The 17,522-nt window shown below is 54.8% G+C and carries 24 protein-coding genes; all 24 read right to left on the bottom strand.

The genetic code is table 11. The features are described 5' to 3' along the window. Position 1 precedes the first annotated feature (1 nt). On the bottom strand, positions 2-502 hold the full coding sequence (gene rpsE / locus KHO07_RS02950) for a 30S ribosomal protein S5 (protein ID WP_003186035.1): 501 nt from the start codon (positions 500-502) through the stop codon (positions 2-4). Positions 503-505: 3 nt separating this feature from the next. Then, on the bottom strand, positions 506-856 hold the full coding sequence (rplR, locus tag KHO07_RS02945; RefSeq protein ID WP_003186037.1) for a 50S ribosomal protein L18: 351 nt from the start codon (positions 854-856) through the stop codon (positions 506-508). A gap of 10 nt (positions 857-866) precedes the next feature. After that, positions 867-1,400, bottom strand: a complete 534-nt coding sequence (gene rplF, locus KHO07_RS02940; protein WP_003176412.1) for a 50S ribosomal protein L6 — start codon at positions 1,398-1,400, stop codon at positions 867-869. Positions 1,401-1,412: 12 nt separating this feature from the next. Further along, positions 1,413-1,805, bottom strand: coding sequence for a 30S ribosomal protein S8 (gene rpsH, locus KHO07_RS02935; protein ID WP_017848802.1), 393 nt, complete (start codon positions 1,803-1,805; stop codon positions 1,413-1,415). Positions 1,806-2,015: 210 nt separating this feature from the next. Then, positions 2,016-2,321 carry a 30S ribosomal protein S14 gene (rpsN, locus tag KHO07_RS02930; protein ID WP_003176414.1) on the bottom strand — a complete coding sequence of 102 codons (306 nt, stop codon included), beginning with the start codon at positions 2,319-2,321 and terminating at the stop codon, positions 2,016-2,018. Positions 2,322-2,334: 13 nt separating this feature from the next. Beyond that, on the bottom strand, positions 2,335-2,874 hold the full coding sequence (gene rplE / locus KHO07_RS02925) for a 50S ribosomal protein L5 (protein ID WP_003210069.1): 540 nt from the start codon (positions 2,872-2,874) through the stop codon (positions 2,335-2,337). A gap of 20 nt (positions 2,875-2,894) precedes the next feature. Further along, on the bottom strand, positions 2,895-3,209 hold the full coding sequence (rplX, locus tag KHO07_RS02920) for a 50S ribosomal protein L24 (RefSeq protein ID WP_003186046.1): 315 nt from the start codon (positions 3,207-3,209) through the stop codon (positions 2,895-2,897). Positions 3,210-3,220: 11 nt separating this feature from the next. Further along, positions 3,221-3,589 carry a 50S ribosomal protein L14 gene (gene rplN / locus KHO07_RS02915; protein WP_002555479.1) on the bottom strand — a complete coding sequence of 123 codons (369 nt, stop codon included), beginning with the start codon at positions 3,587-3,589 and terminating at the stop codon, positions 3,221-3,223. Between the two features lie 23 nt (positions 3,590-3,612). Then, complete coding sequence (gene rpsQ / locus KHO07_RS02910) at positions 3,613-3,879, bottom strand: 30S ribosomal protein S17 (RefSeq protein ID WP_003176419.1); 267 nt, start codon at positions 3,877-3,879, stop codon at positions 3,613-3,615. Between the two features lie 2 nt (positions 3,880-3,881). Continuing rightward, positions 3,882-4,073 (bottom strand): 50S ribosomal protein L29, encoded by a 192-nt coding sequence (rpmC, locus tag KHO07_RS02905; RefSeq protein WP_002555481.1) that lies wholly within the window; start codon positions 4,071-4,073, stop codon positions 3,882-3,884. Then, positions 4,073-4,486 carry a 50S ribosomal protein L16 gene (rplP, locus tag KHO07_RS02900; protein ID WP_003228729.1) on the bottom strand — a complete coding sequence of 138 codons (414 nt, stop codon included), beginning with the start codon at positions 4,484-4,486 and terminating at the stop codon, positions 4,073-4,075. Before rplP ends, rpmC begins: the two co-directional genes overlap by 1 nt. Positions 4,487-4,498: 12 nt before the next feature. Continuing rightward, complete coding sequence (gene rpsC, locus KHO07_RS02895) at positions 4,499-5,185, bottom strand: 30S ribosomal protein S3 (protein WP_003176422.1); 687 nt, start codon at positions 5,183-5,185, stop codon at positions 4,499-4,501. A 13-nt stretch (positions 5,186-5,198) separates the two neighbouring features. Further along, the gene (rplV, locus tag KHO07_RS02890; RefSeq protein WP_003103908.1) at positions 5,199-5,531 is read right to left on the bottom strand and encodes a 50S ribosomal protein L22; all 333 of its coding nucleotides are present in this window, start codon (positions 5,529-5,531) and stop codon (positions 5,199-5,201) included. Positions 5,532-5,542: 11 nt separating this feature from the next. Next, entirely contained in the window at positions 5,543-5,818 is a 276-nt protein-coding gene (gene rpsS / locus KHO07_RS02885) for a 30S ribosomal protein S19 (RefSeq protein ID WP_002555486.1), read from the bottom strand. 16 nt (positions 5,819-5,834) lie between these two features. Beyond that, on the bottom strand, positions 5,835-6,659 hold the full coding sequence (gene rplB, locus KHO07_RS02880) for a 50S ribosomal protein L2 (RefSeq protein ID WP_008018194.1): 825 nt from the start codon (positions 6,657-6,659) through the stop codon (positions 5,835-5,837). 14 nt (positions 6,660-6,673) lie between these two features. Then, on the bottom strand, positions 6,674-6,973 hold the full coding sequence (gene rplW, locus KHO07_RS02875; RefSeq protein WP_002555488.1) for a 50S ribosomal protein L23: 300 nt from the start codon (positions 6,971-6,973) through the stop codon (positions 6,674-6,676). Continuing rightward, the gene (gene rplD / locus KHO07_RS02870) at positions 6,970-7,572 is read right to left on the bottom strand and encodes a 50S ribosomal protein L4 (protein WP_003228735.1); all 603 of its coding nucleotides are present in this window, start codon (positions 7,570-7,572) and stop codon (positions 6,970-6,972) included. The genes rplW and rplD overlap by 4 nt, the downstream gene beginning before the upstream one ends. Before the next feature lie 12 nt (positions 7,573-7,584). Beyond that, positions 7,585-8,220 carry a 50S ribosomal protein L3 gene (rplC, locus tag KHO07_RS02865; protein WP_003186059.1) on the bottom strand — a complete coding sequence of 212 codons (636 nt, stop codon included), beginning with the start codon at positions 8,218-8,220 and terminating at the stop codon, positions 7,585-7,587. A gap of 80 nt (positions 8,221-8,300) precedes the next feature. Then, entirely contained in the window at positions 8,301-8,612 is a 312-nt protein-coding gene (gene rpsJ / locus KHO07_RS02860) for a 30S ribosomal protein S10 (RefSeq protein ID WP_003186070.1), read from the bottom strand. Between the two features lie 158 nt (positions 8,613-8,770). Next, positions 8,771-9,964, bottom strand: coding sequence for an elongation factor Tu (gene tuf, locus KHO07_RS02855; protein WP_034148074.1), 1,194 nt, complete (start codon positions 9,962-9,964; stop codon positions 8,771-8,773). Between the two features lie 30 nt (positions 9,965-9,994). After that, complete coding sequence (gene fusA, locus KHO07_RS02850; protein WP_150734585.1) at positions 9,995-12,100, bottom strand: elongation factor G; 2,106 nt, start codon at positions 12,098-12,100, stop codon at positions 9,995-9,997. 30 nt (positions 12,101-12,130) lie between these two features. After that, on the bottom strand, positions 12,131-12,601 hold the full coding sequence (gene rpsG / locus KHO07_RS02845) for a 30S ribosomal protein S7 (RefSeq protein WP_002555493.1): 471 nt from the start codon (positions 12,599-12,601) through the stop codon (positions 12,131-12,133). A 118-nt stretch (positions 12,602-12,719) separates the two neighbouring features. Then, a complete protein-coding gene (gene rpsL, locus KHO07_RS02840) occupies positions 12,720-13,091 on the bottom strand; it encodes a 30S ribosomal protein S12 (RefSeq protein ID WP_002555494.1) in 372 nt (123 codons plus the stop codon). Positions 13,092-13,307: 216 nt separating this feature from the next. Continuing rightward, positions 13,308-17,507 carry a DNA-directed RNA polymerase subunit beta' gene (gene rpoC / locus KHO07_RS02835; RefSeq protein ID WP_007984408.1) on the bottom strand — a complete coding sequence of 1,400 codons (4,200 nt, stop codon included), beginning with the start codon at positions 17,505-17,507 and terminating at the stop codon, positions 13,308-13,310. Positions 17,508-17,522 lie beyond the last annotated feature (15 nt).

Genomic DNA, 17,522 nt, shown 5'->3' with positions numbered 1-17,522 from the left:
ATCAGAAGATCTCCTTGACGCTTTTGCCACGCTTGGCGGCAATGGATTCAGGAGACTGCATTGCTTTCAAACCCTTGAAAGTGGCGTGAACCACGTTTACCGGATTAGTCGAGCCGTAGCACTTGGCCAGAACGTTCTGAACGCCAGCAACTTCGAGAACGGCACGCATTGCGCCGCCAGCGATGATACCGGTACCTTCAGAAGCAGGCTGCATGTACACCTTCGAAGCGCCGTGAGCGGACTTCATTGCGTACTGCAGAGTGGTGCCGTTCAGATCAACCTGGATCATGTTGCGGCGAGCAGCTTCCATTGCCTTCTGGATCGCAGCAGGCACTTCACGCGACTTGCCACGGCCGAAGCCAACACGGCCCTTACCATCACCAACCACGGTCAACGCGGTGAAAGTGAAGATACGGCCGCCTTTAACGGTTTTGGCTACGCGGTTAACTTGAACCAGCTTCTCGATGTAGCCTTCGTCGCGCTTTTGGTCGTTATTTGACATAACTTAGAACTCCAGCCCAGCTTCACGAGCAGCATCAGCCAGCGCTTTAACGCGGCCGTGGTACTTGAAGCCAGAGCGGTCGAAAGCCACCTGCGAGACGCCAGCGGCCTTAGCACGCGTAGCGACCAGCTGGCCAACCTTAGTGGCCGCGTCGATGTTGCCAGTGGCGCCATCACGCAGTTCTTTATCCAAAGTCGAGGCACTTGCCAGGACTTTGTTGCCGTCGGCCGAAATGACCTGGGCGTAGATGTGCTGCGAAGAGCGGAACACGCAGAGACGCACGACTTCGAGTTCGTGCATTTTCAGGCGTGCTTTGCGAGCGCGACGCAGTCGAGTAACTTTTTTGTCGGTCATTTGCTATGCCCTACTTCTTCTTGGCTTCTTTACGACGGACGACTTCGTCCGCGTAGCGCACACCTTTGCCTTTGTACGGCTCTGGTGGACGGAAGTCGCGGATCTCGGCGGCCACTTGACCTACCAGCTGCTTGTCGATGCCCTTGATCAGGATATCGGTCTGGCTAGGAGTCTCAGCGGTGATGCCTTCCGGCAGTTCGTAATCCACTGGGTGCGAGAAGCCAAGAGCCAGGTTCAGCACTGTGCCTTTAGCTTGCGCTTTGTAACCAACACCGACCAGCTGGAGCTTGCGCTCGAAGCCTTGGCTTACGCCTTGGACCATGTTGTTTACCAACGCACGAGTGGTACCAGCCATTGCGCGAGTCTGTTGATCGCCATTGCGAGCAGCAAAACGCAGCTCACCGGCTTCTTCAACGATCTCAACGGACGAATGGATGTTCAGTTCGAGAGTGCCCTTGGCACCCTTCACCGAAAGCTGTTGGCCTGCGAATTTTACTTCGACACCGGCTGGCAGCTTAACGGGGTTCTTAGCGACGCGAGACATGCTTATCCCCCCTTAGAACACAGTGCAAAGAACTTCGCCGCCGACACCGGCAGCGCGCGCAGCACGATCAGTCATCACACCCTTGTTGGTGGAGACGATAGACACACCGAGACCGCCACGAACTTTCGGCAGATCTTCGACGGACTTGTACTGACGCAGGCCTGGACGGCTAACGCGCTTCACTTCTTCGATAACCGGACGGCCTTCGAAATATTTCAGCTCGATAGACAGCAGTGGTTTGATTTCGCTGCTGATCTGATAACCCGCAATGTAACCTTCGTCCTTCAGGACTTTGGCAACAGCTACCTTCAAAGTAGAAGATGGCATGCTTACGACGGACTTTTCAGCCATCTGGGCATTACGGATTCGAGTTAGCATGTCCGCTAACGGGTCCTGCATACTCATGGGCTAGACGCTCCTAATACAGAAAAATTAGCCTTGCGGCTACTACGTGTCGCCGAGAATCTCCGAGCGTATAAAAACACGGGCTCAGGCGAGCCGGGTATTCTAGACACACCCCAGAAATGAATCAAGCCCCAAAAGGGGCTTGATTCAGATTCAAGGCCACCGGCGGTCAGGATCTTGCGAACCTGAACACCGAGACTTTGACAGTACTTACCAGCTGGCTTTAACCAGGCCTGGTACGTCACCACGCATTGCCGCTTCACGCAGTTTGTTACGGCCAAGGCCGAACTTGCGGTAAACGCCGTGTGGACGACCGGTCAGGCGGCAGCGGTTACGCATGCGCGAAGCGCTTGCGTCACGTGGCTGCTTCTGCAGGGCTACTGTAGCTTCCCAACGCGCTTCTGGACTTGCGTTCAGATCAACGATGATTGCTTTCAGTGCTGCACGCTTTTTGGCGTACTTGGCAACCGTGAGCTGACGCTTCAGCTCGCGGTTTTTCATGCTCATCTTGGCCATGGTCCTACTCCAATCAGTTGCGGAACGGGAATTTGAACGCACGCAGCAGAGCGCGGCCTTCATCATCGTTCTTGGCAGTGGTGGTCAGGGTAATGTCCAGACCGCGGAGAGCATCGATCTTGTCGTAGTCGATTTCCGGGAAGATGATCTGCTCTTTTACGCCCATGCTGTAGTTACCACGACCATCGAAGGACTTGGCATTCAGGCCGCGGAAGTCGCGAACCCGAGGCAGGGAGATCGACAGCAGACGATCCAGGAATTCGTACATACGCTCACGGCGCAGAGTCACTTTGACGCCGATCGGCCAACCTTCACGGACTTTAAAGCCAGCGATGGATTTACGAGCGTAGGTCACAACGACTTTCTGGCCGGTGATCTTTTCCAGGTCAGCAACAGCGTGCTCGATGACTTTTTTGTCGCCGATCGCTTCGCCCAGACCCATGTTCAGGGTGATTTTGGTAACGCGCGGAACTTCCATCACGTTCGAAAGCTTAAGTTCTTCCTTAAGTTTCGGAGCGATTTCCTTCCGGTAAATCTCTTTTAGTCGTGCCATGGTCTTCTACCTAGCAGTGTTCAAGCATCAACCGCTTTTTGGGTCGACTTGAAGACACGAATTTTCTTACCGTCTTCTACTTTGAAACCAACGCGGTCAGCCTTGTTGGTTTCGCCGTTGAAGATGGCGACGTTGGAAGCGTGCAGTGGCGCTTCTTTCTCGACGATACCGCCTTGTACGCCCGACATCGGGTTAGGCTTGGTATGGCGCTTGACCAGGTTCAGACCACCAACAACCAGACGGTTGTCAGCAAGAACCTTCAGCACCTTACCGCGCTTACCTTTGTCTTTGCCGGCGATCACGATGATCTCGTCGTCACGACGAATCTTTTGCATGTCGGATCTCCTTACAGCACTTCTGGGGCGAGCGAGACGATCTTCATGAACTTCTCAGTACGAAGTTCACGGGTCACTGGCCCAAAGATACGGGTGCCGATCGGCTCTTGCTTGTTGTTCAGAAGAACAGCAGCGTTGCCATCAAAGCGGATAATGGAGCCATCAGCACGACGTACGCCGTGACGAGTGCGGACTACAACAGCAGTCATCACTTGGCCTTTTTTCACTTTACCGCGAGGAATTGCTTCCTTCACGGTAACTTTGATGATGTCACCGATACCAGCGTAACGACGATGGGAGCCACCCAGCACCTTGATGCACATAACGCGGCGAGCGCCGCTGTTATCGGCCACATCGAGCATGGATTGAGTCTGAATCATATAATTTCTCCGACCCCTAGTCCTTAGACTTCCACAGCGCGTTCGAGAACATCAACCAGCGCCCAAGACTTGGTCTTGGCCAAAGGACGAGTTTCACGAATAGTGACTTTGTCGCCGATGTGGCACTGATTGGTTTCGTCGTGCGCGTGCAGCTTAGTCGAACGCTTAACGTATTTACCGTAGATCGGGTGCTTAACGCGACGCTCGATCAGAACGGTGATGGTTTTGTCCATCTTGTCGCTGACAACACGGCCAGTCAGCGTACGGACAGTTTTTTCGGCTTCAGCCATGATTACTTACCTGCCTGCTGGTTGAGCACAGTCTTCACGCGAGCGATGTCACGCTTAACTTGCGAGAGCAGATGAGACTGCCCCAACTGGCCAGTTGCTTTCTGCATACGCAGATTGAACTGGTCGCGCAGCAGGCCGAGCAGTTGCTCGTTCAGCTGCTGTGCGGATTTTTCACGAAGTTCATTCGCTTTCATCACATCACCGTCCGTTTAACAAAGGAGGTGGCGAGCGGCAGCTTTGCAGCAGCCAGGGCGAAAGCCTCACGCGCCAGCTCTTCAGAAACACCCTCGATTTCATACAGGACTTTGCCTGGCTGAATCTGGGCAACCCAGTATTCCACGTTACCCTTACCTTTACCCATACGAACCTCGAGAGGCTTTTTGGAGATCGGCTTGTCCGGGAATACACGGATCCAGATCTTGCCGCCACGTTTTACGTGACGGGTCAGAGCACGACGCGCTGACTCGATCTGACGAGCGGTGAGACGACCACGAGCAACAGACTTCAGCGCGAACTCGCCGAAGCTGACTTTGCTACCGCGCAATGCCAGGCCACGGTTGTGACCAGTCATTTGCTTGCGGAACTTCGTACGCTTTGGTTGCAACATTTGGCGTACCCCTTACTTAGCAGCTTTTTTACGAGGCGCTGGTGCTTGTGGTTTCAGCTCTTCTTGGCGACCACCAATTACTTCGCCTTTGAAGATCCAAACCTTTACACCGATCACACCGTAAGTGGTGTGAGCTTCGTAGTTGGCATAGTCGATGTCGGCACGCAGGGTGTGCAGTGGCACACGACCTTCGCGATACCATTCAGTACGTGCGATTTCAGCACCGCCGAGACGACCGCTCACTTGGATTTTGATGCCTTTGGCACCAATGCGCATGGCGTTCTGTACAGCGCGCTTCATAGCGCGACGGAACATTACGCGACGCTCCAGCTGCTGAGCTACGCTCTGCGCAACCAGCATACCGTCGAGTTCCGGCTTGCGGATCTCTTCGATATTGATGTGCACAGGCACACCCATTTGCTTGGTCAGGTCCTGACGCAGTTTCTCAACATCTTCACCTTTCTTCCCGATAACGATACCTGGACGAGCGGTGTGGATGGTGATACGTGCAGTTTGGGCCGGACGATGGATATCGATACGGCTTACGGACGCGCTTTTTAGTTTGTCTTGGAGATACTCACGCACCTTCAGATCAGCGAACAAGTAGTCCGCATAAGTCCGACCGTCTGCGTACCAGACGGAGGTGTGCTCCTTGACGATTCCCAGGCGAATGCCAATGGGATGTACTTTCTGACCCATCTCTTCGACTCCGTTACTTGTCAGCAACCTTGACAGTGATATGGCAAGACCGCTTGACGATGCGATCAGCACGGCCTTTGGCACGTGGCATGATGCGCTTCAGCGAACGCCCTTCGTTGACGAAAACGGTGCTGACCTTCAGGTCATCAACGTCTGCGCCTTCGTTATGCTCGGCGTTGGCTACGGCCGACTCCAGCACTTTCTTCATGATCTCGGCGGCTTTCTTACTGCTGAAAGCCAACAGGTTGAGCGCTTCGCCCACCTTCTTCCCGCGGATCTGGTCGGCGACCAAGCGGGCTTTCTGGGCGGAGATTCGAGCGCCCGACAACTTAGCGGCTACTTCCATTTCCTAACCCCTTAACGCTTGGCTTTCTTGTCTGCCACGTGCCCACGATAAGTGCGGGTACCGGCGAACTCGCCCAGTTTGTGGCCGACCATGTCTTCGTTAACGAGAACTGGGACGTGTTGACGACCGTTGTGTACTGCGATGGTCAAACCGACCATTTGTGGCAGGATCATCGAACGACGCGACCAGGTTTTAACTGGTTTGCGATCGTTCTTTTCCGCCGCCACTTCGATCTTCTTCAGTAGGTGAAGATCGATAAAAGGACCTTTTTTCAGAGAACGTGGCACTGTCGTATCCCTCTATTTACTTGCGACGACGGACGATCATTTTGTCGGTACGCTTATTACCACGAGTCTTCGCGCCCTTAGTCGGGAAGCCCCATGGCGATACCGGATGACGACCACCAGAGGTACGACCTTCACCACCACCATGTGGGTGGTCAACCGGGTTCATGGCAACACCACGAACGGTTGGGCGAACGCCACGCCAGCGTTTGGCACCAGCTTTACCCAGCGAACGCAGGCTGTGCTCGGAGTTCGAGACTTCGCCCAGGGTCGCACGGCATTCAGCCAGCACTTTACGCATTTCACCGGAACGCAGACGCAGGGTAACGTACACACCTTCACGAGCGATCAGCTGAGCCGAAGCACCAGCGGAACGAGCGATCTGTGCGCCTTTACCTGGCTTCAATTCGATGCCGTGTACGGTAGAACCGACTGGAATGTTGCGCAGTTGCAGAGCGTTGCCTGGCTTGATTGGAGCCAGGGCACCTGCGATCAGCGTGTCACCAGCACTCACACCCTTAGGGGCGATGATGTAGCGGCGCTCGCCGTCTGCGTAGCAGAGCAGTGCGATGTGAGCAGTACGGTTTGGATCGTATTCGATACGCTCGACAGTGGCGACGATGCCATCTTTGTCGTTGCGACGGAAATCGACCATACGGTAATGCTGCTTATGACCACCACCGATGTGACGAGTGGTAATACGGCCATTGTTGTTACGACCACCAGTCTTCGACTTCTTCTCGAGCAGCGGTGCGTGAGGAGCGCCTTTATGCAGCTCCTGGTTGACCACCTTGACCACAAAACGGCGGCCAGGGGAAGTCGGTTTGCATTTAACGATTGCCATGATGCACCCCTTCCTTACTCAGCACTGCTGCTGAAATCGAGATCTTGGCCTGGCTGAAGGGAGATAACTGCCTTCTTCCAGTCATTACGCTTGCCCAGACCGCGAGCAGTGCGCTTGCTCTTACCCAGAACATTCAGGGTAGTAACACGCTCTACTTTCACGCTGAACAGGCTTTCGACGGCCTTCTTGATTTCCAGCTTGGTTGCGTCAGTAGCAACCTTGAAAACGAACTGACCTTTCTTGTCTGCCAGAACCGTAGCCTTCTCGGAAACGTGCGGGCCAAGCAGAACTTTAAATACGCGTTCCTGGTTCATCCCAGCAGCTCCTCGAATTTCTTCACGGCCGACACGGTGATCAACACCTTGTCGTATGCGATCAGACTAACTGGATCGGAACCTTGCACGTCACGTACATCTACGTGTGGCAGGTTACGAGCAGCCAGGTACAGGTTCTGATCAACAGCGTCCGACACGATCAGAACGTCGGTCAGGCTCATGTTGTTCAGTTTGCCCAGCAGGTCTTTGGTTTTCGGCGTTTCAACGGCGAAATCCTGAACCACGACCAGACGATCAGTACGCACCAGCTCAGCAAGGATGGAACGCATTGCTGCGCGATACATCTTCTTGTTCAGCTTCTGGGAGTGATCCTGTGGACGAGCTGCGAAAGTGGTACCGCCGCCACGCCAGATTGGGCTACGGATAGTACCGGCACGAGCACGGCCAGTACCTTTCTGACGCCATGGGCGCTTACCGCCACCACGAACGTCGGAACGGGTCTTTTGCTGCTTGCTACCTTGACGGCCGCCGGCCATGTAGGCCACGACTGCTTGGTGAACCAGCGTCTCGTTGAACTCGCCGCCAAATGTCAGTTCGGAAACTTCGATCGCTTGAGCGTCATTTACATTTAATTGCATGTCAGCTTCCCCTTAACCGCGAGCCTTGGCTGCTGGACGTACAACCAAGTTGCCGCCAGTAGCGCCAGGAACAGCGCCCTTGACCAACAACAGATTGCGTTCAGCGTCCACGCGCACTACTTCGAGGGACTGCACGGTCACGCGCTCAGCGCCCATATGACCGGACATTTTTTTGCCCTTGAATACACGACCAGGAGTCTGGCACTGGCCGATAGAGCCTGGAACGCGGTGGGATACGGAGTTACCGTGGGTGTTATCTTGCCCGCGGAAATTCCAACGCTTGATCGTACCCTGGAAGCCTTTACCCTTGGACTGACCGGTTACATCAACCAGTTGACCAGCGGCGAAGATTTCAGCGTTGATCAGATCGCCGGCCTGGTACTCGCCTTCTTCAAGACGGAATTCCATTACGGTACGACCAGCGGCAACGTTCGCCTTAGCGAAGTGGCCAGCCTGAGCTGCTGTTACACGCGAAGCACGACGCTCGCCGACAGTGACTTGCACTGCACGATAGCCATCGGTCTCTTCAGTTTTGAACTGGGTGACGCGATTCGGCTCGATCTCAATGACCGTGACCGGAATGGAGACACCTTCTTCGGTGAAAATACGGGTCATACCGCATTTACGACCGACTACACCAATAGTCATGTTGTAAACCTCATGAGTGTACGGGGCTTTCACCCGCTATGGCCGCCCATTTCAGAGCGTTACACGACTAAGACCGAGTCTTAGCCGAGGCTGATCTGCACTTCCACACCGGCCGCAAGATCAAGCTTCATAAGAGCATCAACGGTTTTATCCGTTGGCTGGACGATGTCCAGAACGCGCTTATGAGTACGGATCTCGTACTGGTCACGCGCGTCTTTGTTGACGTGCGGGGAGACCAGAACGGTGAACCGCTCTTTACGGGTAGGCAGTGGAATTGGACCACGCACTTGAGCACCAGTACGTTTCGCGGTTTCCACGATTTCCTGGGTTGATTGGTCGATCAGGCGATGGTCGAAAGCCTTCAACCTGATACGGATTTGCTGATTTTGCATTGGATTTCAGACTCCGGCTGCTATTCCCACCGGGCGCAATACGCCCGTTAAAAGGAGGCGCAATTCTATAGACGCCCCAGATAGGTGTCAACCCAATAAAAAAGCCCCCGCTGAGCGGGGGCTTTTTCAAAGCATCGAAGCTATCTCAAAAGAGATGCTTACTCGATGATTTTAGCTACAACACCAGCACCAACGGTACGGCCGCCTTCACGAATAGCGAAGCGCAGACCGTCTTCCATTGCGATGGTTTTGATCAGGGTAACAGTCATCTGAATGTTGTCACCTGGCATTACCATTTCAACGCCTTCTGGCAGCTCGCAGTTACCGGTCACGTCAGTAGTACGGAAGTAGAACTGTGGACGGTAGCCTTTGAAGAACGGAGTGTGACGGCCGCCTTCTTCCTTGCTCAGAACGTAAACTTCTGCGGTGAACTTGGTGTGCGGCTTAACCGAACCTGGCTTAACCAGAACCTGACCACGCTCAACGTCGTCACGCTTGGTGCCACGCAGCAGAACGCCGCAGTTCTCGCCAGCACGACCTTCGTCGAGCAGCTTGCGGAACATCTCAACACCGGTGCAGGTGGTGGTGGTGGTGTCACGCAGACCAACGATTTCCAGTGCATCTTGAACGCGAACGATACCGCGCTCGATACGACCAGTCACAACAGTACCACGACCCGAAATCGAGAATACGTCTTCGATTGGCATCAGGAATGGCTTGTCGATAGCACGCTCTGGTTCTGGGATGTAGCTGTCCAGAGTTTCAACCAGTTTACGAACGGCAGTGGTGCCCATTTCGTTGTCGTCTTTGCCTTCCAGCGCCATACGAGCCGAACCGATGATGATTGGAGTGTCATCGCCCGGGAAGTCGTAGGTGGACAGCAGGTCGCGAACTTCCATCTCAACCAGTTCCAGCAGCTCTGCGTCGTCTACCAGGTCAGCCTTGTTCAGGAAAACCACGATGTACGGAACGCCTACCTGACGGGACAGCAGGATGTGCTCACGGGTTTGTGGCATCGGACCATCAGCGGCCGAGCAAACCAGGATCGCGCCGTCCATCTGGGCAGCACCGGTGATCATGTTCTTCACGTAGTCAGCGTGACCTGGGCAGTCAACGTGAGCGTAGTGACGAATCTTCGAGTTGTACTCGACGTGCGCGGTGTTGATGGTGATACCACGAGCTTTTTCTTCTGGAGCGCTGTCGATTTTATCGAAATCAACGATTGCCGAACCGAAAACTTCGGAGCAAACGCGAGTCAGAGCTGCGGTCAGAGTGGTTTTACCGTGGTCAACGTGACCGATGGTGCCAACGTTGACGTGCGGTAGGGAACGATCAAATTTTTCTTTAGCCACGACAATTAACTCCTTGCCTAAAGGACTGAATCAGCCTTGTTTTTTGGTAACGGTTTCGACGATGTGCGACGGAGCCGTATTGTATTTTTTGAATTCCATAGAGTAGCTTGCGCGCCCCTGGGACATCGAACGAACGTCGGTCGCATAACCGAACATCTCGCCCAACGGAACTTCAGCACGGATAACCTTACCGGAAACCGTATCTTCCATACCCAGAATCATGCCGCGACGACGGTTCAGGTCGCCCATCACGTCACCCATATAGTCTTCAGGCGTAACAACCTCTACCGCCATGATCGGCTCGAGCAACTCACCACCGCCCTTCTGGGCCAGTTGCTTGGTCGCCATGGAAGCAGCCACCTTAAACGCCATCTCGTTCGAGTCGACGTCGTGGTAAGAACCATCAAACACGGTAGCCTTCAGGCCGATCAGCGGATAGCCGGCAACAACACCGTTCTTCATCTGCTCTTCGATACCCTTCTGGATAGCCGGGATGTATTCCTTAGGAACCACACCACCCACTACTTCGTTCACGAATTGCAGACCTTCCTGACCTTCGTCAGCAGGTGCAAAACGAATCCAGCAGTGACCGAACTGGCCACGACCGCCGGACTGGCGAACGAACTTGCCTTCGATTTCGCAGCTCTTCGTGATGCGCTCACGATAGGAAACCTGAGGCTTACCGATGTTGGCTTCGACGTTGAACTCACGGCGCATCCGGTCAACCAGGATGTCCAGGTGCAGCTCGCCCATGCCAGAGATGATCGTTTGACCAGTCTCTTCATCAGTTTTTACGCGGAAAGACGGGTCTTCCTGAGCGAGCTTGCCCAGAGCGATACCCATTTTTTCCTGGTCATCCTTGGTCTTAGGCTCAACGGCAACCGAAATAACCGGCTCCGGGAAGTCCATGCGAACCAGGATGATTGGCTTGTCAGCGTTGCACAAGGTTTCACCAGTGGTGACGTCCTTCATGCCGATCAGGGCCGCGATGTCACCAGCGCGTACTTCCTTGATCTCTTCACGGGCGTTTGCGTGCATTTGCACCATACGACCCACGCGCTCTTTCTTGCCTTTAACCGAGTTGATCACGCCGTCGCCGGAGGCCAACACGCCCGAGTAAACTCGAACGAAGGTCAAGGTACCCACGAATGGGTCGGTAGCGATTTTGAACGCCAGAGCCGAGAACGGCTCGTTGTCGTCTGCATGACGCTCCATCTGCTTTTCCTCATCATCCGGGTCAGTACCCTTGATGGCAGGAATGTCAGTTGGTGCAGGCAGGTAGTCGATAACGGCGTCGAGAACCAGGGGAACACCCTTGTTCTTGAACGAAGAACCGCAAACAGCCAGAACGATCTCACCAGCGATGGTACGCTGACGCAGAGCGGCCTTGATTTCCTCGGTGGTGAGCTCTTCACCTTCGAGGTACTTGTTCATCAGCTCTTCGCTGGCTTCGGCCGCAGCCTCAACCATGTTGCTGCGCCACTCTTCAGCCAACTCCTGCAGCTCAGCAGGGATAGCTTCGCGACGTGGAGTCATGCCCTTGTCAGCATCGTTCCAGTAAACCGCTTCCATGGTCATCAGATCGATCTGACCCTGGAAGTTGTCTTCGGAACCGATAGCCAACTGGATCGGCACCGGAGTGTGACCCAGACGCTGCTTGATCTGAGCGATCACGCGCAGGAAGTTCGCGCCGGCACGGTCCATTTTGTTCACGTAAACGATACGCGGAACACCGTACTTGTTGGCTTGACGCCATACGGTTTCGGACTGAGGCTCAACACCGGAAGTACCACAGAACACAACGACAGCGCCGTCGAGTACACGCAGGGAACGCTCTACTTCAATGGTGAAGTCTACGTGACCCGGGGTATCGATGACGTTGAAGCGGTATTGGTCCTTGTGCTGCTTCGCAGAACCCTGCCAGAAGGCGGTAATAGCAGCAGAAGTAATGGTAATACCACGCTCCTGCTCCTGAACCATCCAGTCTGTGGTCGCGGCGCCGTCATGCACCTCGCCCATCTTGTGACTTTTGCCAGTGTAAAAAAGGACGCGCTCGGTGGTGGTGGTTTTACCAGCATCCACGTGAGCAACGATACCAATGTTACGGTAGCGATTAATCGGTGTAGTACGAGCCATAAAGCCCTCGCAAAATTAGTGACGCTAAAATTAGAAGCGGTAGTGCGAGAAAGCTTTGTTAGCTTCAGCCATACGGTGCACGTCTTCACGCTTCTTAACTGCAGCACCTTTACCTTCGGCAGCGTCCAACAGTTCGCCAGCCAAACGCAGAGCCATAGACTTCTCGCCGCGCTTACGGGCGAAGTCTACCAACCAGCGCATTGCCAGAGCGTTACGACGGGACGGACGAACTTCAACCGGAACCTGGTAAGTAGCACCGCCTACACGGCGCGACTTTACTTCGACCAGCGGAGCGATGGCGTCGAGAGCTTTCTCGAAGATTTCCAGGGGGTCGCTGTTCTTGCGTTCTTTAACCTTTTCCAGCGCGCCATAAACGATACGCTCGGCAACGGCTTTCTTGCCGCTTTCCATCACGTGGTTCATGAACTTGGCCAGGATTTGGCTTCCGTATTTTGGATCGTCAAGCACTTCGCGCTTGGCTGCTACGCGTCTTCTTGGCATGGATAAGCCCTCAAACGGTCTTCAGGTTCGCTCGGAATCGGTGCCCTGTACGGGACGCCTCCGACCTTACTCTTATCGACTCAGAAAAATAGAAAATCAGTTTTACAAAAAGCCGCTACTACTTAGGCTTCTTGGTACCGTACTTCGAACGACCCTGGTTACGACCTTTAACGCCGGAAGTATCCAAAGAACCGCGAACGGTGTGGTAACGAACACCTGGCAAGTCTTTTACACGACCGCCGCGGATCAGTACCACGCTGTGCTCTTGCAGGTTGTGGCCTTCACCACCGATGTACGAGGAAACCTCGAAACCGTTGGTCAGACGCACACGGCATACTTTACGCAGTGCCGAGTTAGGTTTTTTCGGCGTAGTGGTATACACACGGGTGCACACGCCACGACGTTGCGGGCAGTTCTGCAGCGCAGGTACGTCGGATTTCTCGACGATACGCTTACGCGGCTGACGTACCAGCTGGTTGATAGTTGCCATCTACTAGCTCCACTGTTGTCTTGCGACGCTATTGTCTTGCAAGAAAAGCAAAATGGCAGGAACGAATCCCCGCCAAATTTAGGGGTACAAGAGTCTAAAGAGGATCTTGCCCCCAGTCAAGGCAAGGCCCCGACGTCTCCACCCATCGAACCTCGACAATTTGTCTGGATTCGATGAACGGAGCTGCCAGGGCCTTGCGCTCATTTATCGCAGAACTCAGTTACCGCTAGAGTTCAGCGCTTCGGTCAGTGCAGCTTCCACTTCACTGGCGCTTACGCGCAACGGCTTGTCGGCATCACGACGACGCTTACGCTCGCTGTGATAAGCCAGGCCGGTACCAGCCGGGATCAGACGACCCACGACCACGTTTTCTTTCAGGCCGCGCAGGTAATCGCGCTTGCCGGTTACCGCCGCTTCGGTCAGTACGCGAGTGGTTTCCTGGAAGGAAGCCGCCGAGATGAACGATTCGGTGGACAGCGATGCCTTGGTGATACCTAGCAGAACGCGAGTGAACTTGGAGACAAATTTGTCTTCGCCGCTCAAACGCTCGTTCTCTACCAGAACGTGAGTCAATTCCATCTGGTCGCCCTTGATGAAACTGGAATCGCCGGATTCAGCAATTTCAACTTTACGCAGCATCTGACGCAGGATGGTCTCGATGTGCTTATCGTTGATCTTCACGCCTTGCAGACGGTAAACGTCCTGGATCTCGTTAACGATGTACTTGGCCAGCGCACTCACACCCAGCAGACGCAGGATGTCGTGTGGATCGCTTGGGCCGTCGGAGATAACTTCGCCGCGGTTTACCTGTTCGCCTTCGAACACGTTCAGGTGACGCCACTTCGGAATCAGCTCTTCATACGGATCGCTACCGTCGTTCGGAGTAATGACCAGACGGCGCTTGCCCTTGGTCTCTTTACCGAACGCGATGGTGCCGCTGACTTCAGCCAGAATCGACGCTTCCTTCGGACGACGAGCTTCGAACAAGTCGGCAACACGCGGCAGACCACCGGTGATGTCACGGGTCTTCGAAGTCTCTTGCGGGATACGAGCGATAACGTCACCGATCGCGATCTTCGCACCATCCGCTACACCGACCAAGGCGTTGGCTGGCAGGAAGTACTGAGCGATAACGTCAGTGCCTGGCAGCAACAGATCCTTGCCGTTGTCGTCGACCATCTTCACGGCAGGACGGATGTCCTTACCAGCCGCTGGACGGTCTTTGGCATCGAGTACTTCAATGTTGGTCATACCGGTCAATTCGTCAGTCTGACGCTTGATCGTGATGCCTTCTTCCATGCCCACGTAGGTCACGGTACCTTTCATTTCGGTAACGATTGGGTGAGTGTGCGGATCCCACTTGGCCACGATTGCGCCAGCGTCGACCTTGTCACCTTCTTTAACCGAAATCACAGCACCGTATGGCAGCTTGTAACGCTCACGCTCACGACCGAAGTCATCAGCGATAGCCAGCTCACCGGAACGGGACACAGCAACCAGGTGACCATCCACTCGCTCAACGTGCTTCAGGTTATGCAGACGGACGGTACCGCCATTCTTCACCTGAACGCTGTCAGCAGCGGAGGTCCGGCTTGCCGCACCACCGATGTGGAACGTACGCATCGTCAGCTGGGTACCCGGCTCACCGATCGACTGTGCAGCGATTACGCCGACAGCTTCACCAATGTTCACCTGGTGACCACGAGCCAAGTCACGGCCGTAGCACTTGGCGCAAATGCCGTAGCGGGTTTCGCAGCTGATCGGCGAACGCACGATCACTTCGTCGATGCTGTTCAGCTCGATGAATTCAACCCACTTCTCGTCTACCAGCGTGCCGGCAGGAACGATAACGTCCTCGGTACCTGGCTTGAATACGTCACGGGCAATAACACGACCCAATACGCGCTCACCCAGCGGCTCTACAACGTCACCGCCTTCAATGTGCGGAGTCATCAGCAGACCGTGTTCGGTGCCGCAATCGATCTCGGTTACAACCAGATCTTGCGCTACGTCTACCAGACGACGGGTCAGGTAACCGGAGTTCGCAGTTTTCAACGCGGTATCCGCCAGACCTTTACGAGCACCGTGAGTCGAGATGAAGTACTGAAGTACGCTCAAACCTTCACGGAAGTTCGCAGTAATCGGCGTTTCAATGATGGAACCGTCCGGCTTGGCCATCAGGCCACGCATACCGGCCAGCTGACGAATCTGAGCTGCGGATCCCCGCGCACCCGAGTCGGCCATCATGTACATCGAGTTGAAAGACTCTTGGTCGACTTCGACGCCATGACGGTCGATGACTTTCTCTTTCGAGAGGTTGGCCATCATCGCCTTGGAAACTTCGTCGTTCGCCTTGGACCAAAGGTCGATCACTTTGTTGTACTTCTCGCCCTGGGTAACCAGGCCGGAGGCGTACTGACTTTCGATTTCTTTCACTTCGTCGGTAGCAGCACCGATGATGCGGGCTTTTTCGTCCGGGATAACGAAGTCGTTAACGCCGATGGAAACGCCGGAAATGGTCGAGTAGGCAAAACCGGTGTACATCAACTGGTCAGCGAAGATCACGGTCTCTTTCAGACCAACCACGCGGTAGCACTGGTTGATCAGCTTGGAGATCGCTTTTTTCTTCATCGGCAGGTTGACGACGTCGTACGACAGACCTTTTGGCACAACCTGGAACAACAGCGCACGGCCGACAGTGGTGTCGACGATACGGGTGTTGGTCACGCTGCCGCCATCACGGTCGTTGACGGTTTCGTTGATCCGCACTTTGACTTTAGCGTGCAGTGCGGCTTCGCCGGCACGGAACACACGGTCAACTTCCTGCAGATCCGCGAACACACGACCTTCGCCTTTGGCGTTGATCGCTTCACGAGTCATGTAGTACAGACCCAATACAACGTCCTGCGACGGAACGATGATTGGCTCACCGTTGGCTGGCGACAGAATGTTGTTGGTCGACATCATCAACGCACGCGCTTCGAGCTGGGCTTCCAGCGTCAGCGGTACGTGCACGGCCATTTGGTCGCCGTCGAAGTCGGCGTTGTACGCGGCGCAGACCAGAGGGTGCAGCTGGATAGCCTTACCTTCGATCAGTACCGGTTCAAACGCCTGGATACCCAGACGGTGAAGGGTCGGCGCACGGTTGAGAAGAACCGGGTGTTCGCGAATCACTTCAGCGAGAACGTCCCAAACTTCCGGCAGCTCGCGCTCGACCATCTTCTTGGCAGCTTTGATGGTGGTAGCGAGACCACGCATTTCCAGCTTGCCGAAAATGAACGGTTTGAACAGCTCGAGAGCCATTTTCTTCGGCAGACCGCACTGGTGCAGACGCAGGGTCGGACCTACGGTAATTACCGAACGACCGGAGTAGTCAACACGCTTACCGAGCAAGTTCTGACGGAAACGACCCTGCTTACCCTTGATCATGTCAGCCAGGGATTTCAGAGGACGCTTGTTGGAACCTGTGATAGCGCGGCCACGACGACCGTTGTCGAGCAGTGCGTCGACGGCTTCCTGCAACATACGTTTTTCGTTGCGCACGATGATGTCCGGCGCGGACAGATCCAGCAGGCGCTTCAAACGGTTGTTACGGTTGATCACACGACGATACAGATCGTTGAGGTCGGAAGTCGCGAAGCGACCGCCATCCAGCGGGACCAGTGGACGCAGATCTGGCGGCAGAACCGGCAGAACGGTCAGCACCATCCACTCTGGCAGGTTGCCGGAACCCTGGAAGGCTTCCATCAACTTCAGACGCTTGGACAGCTTCTTGATCTTGGTTTCGGAGTTGGTTTGCGGAATCTCTTCGCGCAGACGGCCAATCTCGTGCTCCAGGTCGATAGCGTGCAGCAGTTCGCGGACAGCTTCGGCACCCATGCGGGCATCGAAATCGTCGCCGAACTCTTCCAGCGCTTCGAAGTACTGCTCGTCGTTCAGCAGCTGACCTTTTTCAAGGGTGGTCATGCCTGGATCGATAACGACATAGCTCTCGAAGTAGAGAACGCGTTCGATATCACGCAGGGTCATGTCCATCAGCAAGCCGATACGGGACGGCAGCGATTTCAGGAACCAGATGTGGGCAACAGGCGAGGCCAGTTCGATGTGCGCCATACGCTCACGACGAACTTTTGCCAGCGCGACTTCAACACCGCACTTCTCGCAGATCACGCCACGATGCTTCAAGCGCTTGTACTTACCGCACAGGCACTCGTAATCCTTTACCGGGCCAAAGATCTTGGCGCAGAACAGGCCGTCACGCTCAGGTTTGAACGTACGGTAGTTAATGGTTTCCGGCTTTTTAACTTCACCGAACGACCACGAACGGATCATCTCAGGCGATGCCAATCCGATACGGATGGCGTCGAACTCTTCGACTTGACCCTGGTTTTTCAGCAAATTCAGTAGGTCTTTCAAGGCCTTTCCTCCTGG

Origin of the sequence: Pseudomonas sp. PP3, assembly GCF_905336995.1 — a bacterium.
Classification (GTDB): domain Bacteria; phylum Pseudomonadota; class Gammaproteobacteria; order Pseudomonadales; family Pseudomonadaceae; genus Aquipseudomonas; species Aquipseudomonas reinekei.
Note: the sequence above shows the minus strand (reverse complement) of the source record. Positions and strands in the feature narration are given on the sequence as shown.

What these genes read in the sequence shown, in the direction of transcription:
- rpsE (WP_003186035.1), bottom strand. Translation starts at nt 502, where the DNA reads ATGTCAAATAACGACCAAAAGCGCGACGAAGGCTACATCGAGAAGCTG.
- rplR (WP_003186037.1), bottom strand. Translation starts at nt 856, where the DNA reads ATGACCGACAAAAAAGTTACTCGACTGCGTCGCGCTCGCAAAGCACGC.
- rplF (WP_003176412.1), bottom strand. Translation starts at nt 1,400, where the DNA reads ATGTCTCGCGTCGCTAAGAACCCCGTTAAGCTGCCAGCCGGTGTCGAA.
- rpsH (WP_017848802.1), bottom strand. Translation starts at nt 1,805, where the DNA reads ATGAGTATGCAGGACCCGTTAGCGGACATGCTAACTCGAATCCGTAAT.
- rpsN (WP_003176414.1), bottom strand. Translation starts at nt 2,321, where the DNA reads ATGGCCAAGATGAGCATGAAAAACCGCGAGCTGAAGCGTCAGCTCACG.
- rplE (WP_003210069.1), bottom strand. Translation starts at nt 2,874, where the DNA reads ATGGCACGACTAAAAGAGATTTACCGGAAGGAAATCGCTCCGAAACTT.
- rplX (WP_003186046.1), bottom strand. Translation starts at nt 3,209, where the DNA reads ATGCAAAAGATTCGTCGTGACGACGAGATCATCGTGATCGCCGGCAAA.
- rplN (WP_002555479.1), bottom strand. Translation starts at nt 3,589, where the DNA reads ATGATTCAGACTCAATCCATGCTCGATGTGGCCGATAACAGCGGCGCT.
- rpsQ (WP_003176419.1), bottom strand. Translation starts at nt 3,879, where the DNA reads ATGGCTGAAGCCGAAAAAACTGTCCGTACGCTGACTGGCCGTGTTGTC.
- rpmC (WP_002555481.1), bottom strand. Translation starts at nt 4,073, where the DNA reads ATGAAAGCGAATGAACTTCGTGAAAAATCCGCACAGCAGCTGAACGAG.
- rplP (WP_003228729.1), bottom strand. Translation starts at nt 4,486, where the DNA reads ATGTTGCAACCAAAGCGTACGAAGTTCCGCAAGCAAATGACTGGTCAC.
- rpsC (WP_003176422.1), bottom strand. Translation starts at nt 5,185, where the DNA reads ATGGGTCAGAAAGTACATCCCATTGGCATTCGCCTGGGAATCGTCAAG.
- rplV (WP_003103908.1), bottom strand. Translation starts at nt 5,531, where the DNA reads ATGGAAGTAGCCGCTAAGTTGTCGGGCGCTCGAATCTCCGCCCAGAAA.
- rplB (WP_008018194.1), bottom strand. Translation starts at nt 6,659, where the DNA reads ATGGCAATCGTTAAATGCAAACCGACTTCCCCTGGCCGCCGTTTTGTG.
- rplW (WP_002555488.1), bottom strand. Translation starts at nt 6,973, where the DNA reads ATGAACCAGGAACGCGTATTTAAAGTTCTGCTTGGCCCGCACGTTTCC.
- rplD (WP_003228735.1), bottom strand. Translation starts at nt 7,572, where the DNA reads ATGCAATTAAATGTAAATGACGCTCAAGCGATCGAAGTTTCCGAACTG.
- rplC (WP_003186059.1), bottom strand. Translation starts at nt 8,220, where the DNA reads ATGACTATTGGTGTAGTCGGTCGTAAATGCGGTATGACCCGTATTTTC.
- rpsJ (WP_003186070.1), bottom strand. Translation starts at nt 8,612, where the DNA reads ATGCAAAATCAGCAAATCCGTATCAGGTTGAAGGCTTTCGACCATCGC.
- fusA (WP_150734585.1), bottom strand. Translation starts at nt 12,100, where the DNA reads ATGGCTCGTACTACACCGATTAATCGCTACCGTAACATTGGTATCGTT.
- rpsG (WP_002555493.1), bottom strand. Translation starts at nt 12,601, where the DNA reads ATGCCAAGAAGACGCGTAGCAGCCAAGCGCGAAGTGCTTGACGATCCA.
- rpsL (WP_002555494.1), bottom strand. Translation starts at nt 13,091, where the DNA reads ATGGCAACTATCAACCAGCTGGTACGTCAGCCGCGTAAGCGTATCGTC.